The organism is Methylocucumis oryzae (genome assembly GCF_000963695.1).
GTDB lineage: Bacteria > Pseudomonadota > Gammaproteobacteria > Methylococcales > Methylomonadaceae > Methylovulum > Methylovulum oryzae.
In genome coordinates this window covers 1-6220 of sequence record NZ_LAJX01000075.1, presented here as the reverse complement: position 1 = coordinate 6220, position 6220 = coordinate 1, and the positions used below count along the sequence as shown (strand labels likewise).

Annotated in this window: 6 protein-coding genes and 2 pseudogenes; 6 read left to right on the top strand and 2 right to left on the bottom strand. The window is 45.1% G+C overall.

What is annotated here, in order from left to right:
- The 5 genes and pseudogenes from VZ94_RS25855 to VZ94_RS08165 form a co-directional block, all read left to right on the top strand.
- Nucleotides 1-200, top strand: a pseudogene (locus VZ94_RS25855) (DUF3782 domain-containing protein); the annotation flags it as partial.
- 17 nt (nucleotides 201-217) lie between these two features.
- Complete coding sequence (locus VZ94_RS08175; protein WP_204369083.1) at nucleotides 218-586, top strand: hypothetical protein; 369 nt, start codon at nucleotides 218-220, stop codon at nucleotides 584-586.
- A 19-nt stretch (nucleotides 587-605) separates the two neighbouring features.
- Complete coding sequence (locus VZ94_RS30460; RefSeq protein ID WP_275575177.1) at nucleotides 606-737, top strand: hypothetical protein; 132 nt, start codon at nucleotides 606-608, stop codon at nucleotides 735-737.
- A gap of 6 nt (nucleotides 738-743) precedes the next feature.
- Complete coding sequence (locus VZ94_RS08170; RefSeq protein ID WP_045778851.1) at nucleotides 744-1091, top strand: hypothetical protein; 348 nt, start codon at nucleotides 744-746, stop codon at nucleotides 1089-1091.
- Nucleotides 1030-1749: a hypothetical protein gene (locus tag VZ94_RS08165; protein WP_192828608.1), complete on the top strand. Its 720-nt coding sequence runs from the start codon at nucleotides 1030-1032 to the stop codon at nucleotides 1747-1749. The genes VZ94_RS08170 and VZ94_RS08165 overlap by 62 nt, the downstream gene beginning before the upstream one ends.
- Here VZ94_RS08165 and VZ94_RS08160 read toward each other — a convergent pair.
- Nucleotides 1746-2675, bottom strand: coding sequence for a TonB-dependent receptor (locus VZ94_RS08160; RefSeq protein ID WP_157844882.1), 930 nt, complete (start codon nucleotides 2673-2675; stop codon nucleotides 1746-1748). The two genes, VZ94_RS08165 and VZ94_RS08160, sit on opposite strands and share 4 nt — an antisense overlap.
- Nucleotides 2557-3795: a TonB-dependent receptor plug domain-containing protein gene (locus VZ94_RS08155; RefSeq protein ID WP_082081465.1), complete on the bottom strand. Its 1239-nt coding sequence runs from the start codon at nucleotides 3793-3795 to the stop codon at nucleotides 2557-2559. Before VZ94_RS08155 ends, VZ94_RS08160 begins: the two co-directional genes overlap by 119 nt.
- 601 nt (nucleotides 3796-4396) lie before the next feature.
- Between VZ94_RS08155 and VZ94_RS08150 the strand changes: the two are divergent.
- Nucleotides 4397-6065: pseudogene (locus VZ94_RS08150) on the top strand (glutamine--tRNA ligase/YqeY domain fusion protein).
- The last annotated feature ends 155 nt before the right edge of the window (nucleotides 6066-6220 follow it).

Here is a 6220-nt window from a genome sequence, read left to right as displayed (position 1 = left end):
AATTAAAGAATATCTTAACCCGCTTTCGCCAGTTTTTGCCTGAGCATAACGATAAAAAGCTGTACGGCATGTTAGCGGTGGTTGATGCGCCCGATGATTTACGTGCCGAAGCGTTAAAACAAGGTTTTTATATGGCGGGTATTCACGACGAGCAATTTATCATGGAAACACCGGCTGATTTTGTGCCTAAAAGCTGGTAATCACAGGAGAATAGCCAATGACCGATGATGAATTAAAAGAATTAGTAGCAAGCCTAGCGGTTACACAGAAAGAAACGGATAGACAGCTTAAAGAACTGGGTAAACAAATCGGTGGTTTAGGCGAAAAATTCGGTGGTTTTACCGAAGGCATGGCGTTTCCGTCGATGACGAAGATTTTAACCGAGCAATTCGGCATGGAAATCGTTACGCCTAGAATGAAAGTCAAAAAAGGCGGTGATACCTTAGAGCTCGATGTGTTTGCTTATGCCAATTCTGAACGCAACGAAGCATTTATCGTTGAAGTGAAAAGCCATTTGCAGCCTGAGGCATTGACGCAATTGCGTACCATCCTAACTCGCTTTCGCCAATTTTTTACCGGAACATAACGATAAAAAGCTGTACGGCATGTTAGCGGTAGTCGATGCGCCGGATGATTTACGCGCCGAAGCGTTAAAGCAAGGTTTTTATCTGGCCGGTATTCACGACGAGCAATTTATCATGGAAACACCGGCTGATTTTGTGCCTAAAAGTTGGTAGGGTTTTATGCTCAATGACGAGCGTGACATCAGCGTTATCGTGCGAGAGTTTCACCATCGCTATCACGCACTTGCCGAAAGCGCTGGCTATCGCTTGGTGTTTGAGACGTTTAAACTCATACAACAATATTTACCTTGCCGCGAGATAGGTCTTGATATTGGCAAAGTGGCGACTGACCATCCTGATGATGTTTTTCCGGTCGATTTTGTCATTACTATTGCCACGCCGATTGAAACGCAAGCGGCTGATATTTTTTGGCGTTTAATGCCGTATATTCCGTTTGCCGTTAGAGTTGCCAAGCGACATAAAACGCCAGCTGTTAGACGGCGTACCGGTGGATGCGTTAGGTTTTGACGATGATGACGAATGCGCAAAAGGCATCTTGCATAAGTTTTATAGCAAAATGATTCAAGTCAGTAGCGGTATTACCACAATGAGTATGCTTAACCGGCATCAGCTACTGTTCTCGCCAGATACTTACGGCGCTTATTTTGCTTTAGGTTATATTGCCAGGGACCGAGGCCAAGTGATTAACAAAAGAGAAAAACAGTTGTTTGCGCTATTTTTCGATATTTTTATCGCCGATTTTAAACAAAAGCTGCGTTGTTCTGAACAAAGCGGTTTGTTGCCGATACTGGCATTAGAAGCCTTTAAAGCGCGCGAGTTAGCGTGTATTAAAACCTGTTTTGATTTAAAGCAAGCGGGTTTGCCGATAACGCGTAACCACATCGTGAGCGCGCTTTATTTCAATAACCAGCCGAATCCATCGGCTGAGGCTCTGAAAAAAGCCTTGGATAAAGTCGATTACGATTTTAAGAAAGTTAAAGCGCGCGTGTTTAATGGTTTAGAAACCACCGATGACCAGAGCATACAGCAGTTATATGCAGACTTTAGTTGGTCTCATGTGATTGAGTTATTTAAGCTTTTTGCTTTTTCTGGTTTTTATCCCGATGCTTCAGGCAAGTATATCAGCAATGTTCAACTCAAAATGGGCGAATGGGCGCCACATTAAAAATCTACCGTTAACTTGACACCGATTAATCGAGGCTCACCGGGTACACCGGATACGCCAAGAAATTTAGAGGTGTAATAGCGGTTGTCGCCTAAATTGCTGACAAAAGCATAGGCGCTAAACGGTTTGTGCTCATAACCGATACGCAGATGTGCTAAGTCGTAGCTGTTTTGCCGCATGAGCGCGGTATTACTGTCATCGAAATACGTTGTGCCGGTAAACTGCCATTCGGCGCGTGCGAAATAGCCTTGTGGATGCTGGTATTGCAGGGCAAGTAAGCCGTTGGTTTCTGGAATAAAAGGCGCCATGTTGCCCGCATAATCGGCGTCAGTGATGGGGTCGCGATACGTGTCGAACCGGGTTTGGGTATAACCGATTTGCGTTTGTAAGCTTAAGTTTTCGTTAAGCCGCCATTCGGATTCGGCTTCAAAACCGTAGGAATGGGCTTTAGCTGCGTTGGCAATACCGTAGTCAAACTCGGTGAAGTAGCGTTCGATTTGATAATCGGTGATAGCGTAATAAAAGCCGGTGAAGCTCAGCGATAATTGACCAGCCATCTCTTCGATGGTGATACCCAGCTCGTTATGCCATGTTGTTTCTTGGTTATAATGCGACAAATTGGTATTGATATTGGCAATACTAAAGCCAGAGGGTTTGAAGGCTAATCCGCTACTGGCGTGAGCATTGATGGTATCGGTTAACATAACGTTAACGCCAAGCTTCGGACTGACAAAAAAGCGAGTCTCTTGTTGTTGCAGGCTTAGCATTGAGCCGTCGGGATAAATATTTGCTGCCTCAACATCACTGTCAATAGAGTCTATGCGTAACGCTAAATAAGGTTTGATGCGCTGGAAATCTTGATAAACGACTTGCCCGAAGGCCGAATATTGATTTGTGTTGCGTTGTTTTAACGCATTTTTGTACAAAAATGTCGTAAAACCAAGAATTGACGACGCCTTGTTTTTCGATATGCGAATAAAACAACCCTATTTGCCAATCCCAGGTTGAGTTGAATGCTTTAGGTTGTAGTCGCCACTCTTGACTATAAGCCTGTTCTGACAGCGTTTGTTCACGTAATAACGGCTCCGGTGTTAAATCAAAATCTTCGACGTTTGGATTCATAGACCAATAGCGGCGACTGCTGACTGACAGCCATTGATAATCATCGCCGGTATAAGCAATACGCAACGCTTGGCTGTCAGCTTGCTGTTCTAATTGCTCATCGACATTTGACGTGACGGTAAAAAAATCCGGTGAGGCGAGGTTAACCCAACGCGTTGCGCCGTAATCAAAATCTTGTTGCGTGACGATTAACCGAATATCAAAGGCTGAGTTAGGCAGCCATTTGAGCATGGCTTGACCGGTAACATGTTCTTGCTCGTCTGGCGTGGTGTTTAAATATGAATTGTATAAAAACGCATCGCGGGCTTGGTATTCACCGCTAACACTTGCGTAGACCTGGTCGTTGACTAGCGCACCTGACAAGGTAGTTGTCACTTTCTGCTGAGCGTAGGTGCCTGTCTCATAACTCAGTGCAGTCCTAAGCGTGTTCGAAGGTTGTTTAGAATTAATCACAATCGCTCCGGCATAGGCATTCTTACCTAATCGGCCAGGTTCTGGGCCACGATAAACCGTTACAGTTTCGGCATTTAACCAGTTACCCATCACGGTACCTGCATTGCTATAAGGTACGTCGTCAATATAAATAACCACGGCAGGGTCGCTGAAAATATCGGTATTGGTTAAACCACGCAAGCTAAAGCCTTGGGTGTAACTACCAACGCCCGCATCGATGAAATGGAAATTGGCTATCTGGCGGTTAAGGTCGCTGTATGTAGTCATGCCACGCTCAATTAAGCGTTGTTCGCTAAATTGATTTTGATGAGTGGTACTCGCATTAAGCGAAGCCGAAGGTATAGGTTCAGCCAAAATAGTCACCGGGTCTAATTCGCTTAGCGCTGCACGACTCGAGGCGGGCAAGTAGACTACCAGTGATAACATGAGGCTTATTACTTGCCATGTGATTATCCGTGCTTTTAATTTCATAGTGTTAACTTGACTCGATACATGATGAAACCAGAAGTTAGTTTTGCTAGTTTACTTTTAACACATGAATGAGTGAAGCATTTCGCTATCAATGAAGTTAGGTATGTGATTAAAAAAGCGGGCTAGCCGCTTAAGATGGGATAGCTAAAATGTGAAAAACATCATTTCGGTTTGGCAACTGCTCCTGCGTTGCCCCCCTACTACACGCCATCCATGGCATTATGCGTTGCTAAGCCACATGGATGTGGTGAATGCAGAAAACGCACGACTGCAGGACGCAGGAGGTAGAGCAATGCAGGAGCTATTGCCGAGGAGCGATTTTCTGCCTAATACATGCCATCCTTGGCATTAATGGATTGCCGAGATGTGCGTCAATGAGGGCAGCTTAACAACAAGATGAAAGCCCTTGTCGGCGTAAGCCATAACGCCGTAGTTGAAAGTCACTACGTCATCGAGAGTTGAGATGGTGAGGTGTTCGCCCAGTCTCGACAGGATGTGACCATCGGCTTTACTGGTGGATACAATTCCAGTAGTATTCTTAGACTTGCCTTGTTCGGCAGCAACATTGTCACGCTAATCTGAATTGATCATCGAGTTTTTCATGTCTACAAACGAAAATCTGCCCGCACCGAATAATTTTATTCGCCAAATCATCGCTAACGATCTTAAAAGTAATAAACATAACGGTAAAGTTGCCACACGTTTTCCACCCGAACCTAATGGGTATTTGCATATAGGTCATGCTAAGTCGATATGTTTAAATTTTGGTACGGCATTAGAAAACAACGGTACTTGTAATTTGCGCTTTGATGACACCAATCCTGAAAAGGAAAGCGTTGAGTATATGGAGTCGATTAAACGCGATGTGCAATGGTTAGGGTTTCAGTGGGATGCGTTATGGCATGCGTCGGACTATTTCGAGCAGCTTTATCAATATGCTGTGCAACTGATTGAGCAAGGCTTAGCCTATGTCGATTCGTCTACGCCTGAACAAATTCGGGCCATGCGTGGCACGTTAACCGAGCCAGGTATTGAAAGTCCCGATAGAAGTCGTTCTATTGCCGAGAATTTAGCTTTATTTCAGCGTATGCGGGCGGGCGAATTTGCCGATGGTCAGTATGTGTTACGCGCAAAAATCGATATGGCATCGCCTAACATTAACATGCGTGATCCAACGATTTATCGTATTCGACGCGTTCATCATCACAGAACGGGGGATGCGTGGTGTATTTATCCCATGTACGATTACACGCATTGTCTGTCCGATGCGCTAGAAGGCATTACGCATTCCTTATGTACGTTAGAGTTTGAAGACCACAGACCCTTATATGATTGGGTGTTAGAGCAATTACAAACACCTTGTCATCCGCAGCAAATTGAATTTGCGCGTTTGCAATTAGAGTACACCATTGTTAGTAAACGTAAATTAAACCAATTGGTCACGGAAAAACATGTGCGTGGCTGGGATGACCCACGGATGCCAACCTTAGCAGGATTACGTCGAGCCGGCGTGACACCTAAGGCAATTCGAGATTTTTGCGAGCGTATTGGGTTAACAAAGCAAAATTCATGGATAGAAATGGGCGTATTGGAATACTGTATTCGCGAAGATTTAAATGAAAATGCTTTGCGGGTTATGGCGGTATTAGCGCCGTTACGCGTAGTCATTACCAATTATCCTGACGATAAAGTCGAATCGCTTGAGCTCAGTAACCATCCGCAACGCCCAGAATTAGGTAAGCGCTCAGTGCCATTTTCAAAAGTCATATTAATTGAGCAAGATGACTTTGCTGAAGTGCCGCCGCCTAAATATAAGCGCTTAGTACCAGGTGGCGAGGTGCGTTTACGCGGCTCCTATGTGGTTCGTTGTGATGAAGTCATTAAAGATGCTGACGGCAACGTGGTTGAACTGCGTTGCAGCTATGACCCTGACACGCTGGGCAAAAATCCGGAAGGGCGTAAAGTGAAAGGCGTAATTCACTGGGTGTCCGAGCAACACGCGTTACCGGCTGAAGTGCGTTTATACGGTCGTTTATTTACCGTACCGCAACCGGATAATGAAGAGAACTTTTTTAAGCGTGTTAAATCCTGAGTCACTAGAAATCTTAACGGGTTGTTTAGTCGAGCCTAGTTTAGCCCAGGCGAATGCCGATACCCGCTATCAATTTGAGCGTACCGGTTATTTTTGCTTAGATGCGCCGGATAGTCGTGAGGACTTACGAGTGTTTAATCGCACTGTGACCTTACGTGATGGTTGGGTGAAGGATTAACAGCTCGTGTCTTTATAGCCCGCCCAATTAGAGAACTGTAGTTCGTCTCCGGGTCGTCATCTCGGCATGGATTGCCAAGAACACAGGGGGACTTGAAGAGCGCCATCCATGGCACTGGATTCCGGCAATCCATGCCGGAATGAGGGTATGTAAAA

What these genes read in the sequence shown, in the direction of transcription:
- VZ94_RS08155 (WP_082081465.1), bottom strand. Translation starts at nt 3,795, where the DNA reads ATGAAATTAAAAGCACGGATAATCACATGGCAAGTAATAAGCCTCATG.
- VZ94_RS08170 (WP_045778851.1), top strand. Translation starts at nt 744, where the DNA reads ATGCTCAATGACGAGCGTGACATCAGCGTTATCGTGCGAGAGTTTCAC.
- VZ94_RS08175 (WP_204369083.1), top strand. Translation starts at nt 218, where the DNA reads ATGACCGATGATGAATTAAAAGAATTAGTAGCAAGCCTAGCGGTTACA.
- VZ94_RS30460 (WP_275575177.1), top strand. Translation starts at nt 606, where the DNA reads ATGTTAGCGGTAGTCGATGCGCCGGATGATTTACGCGCCGAAGCGTTA.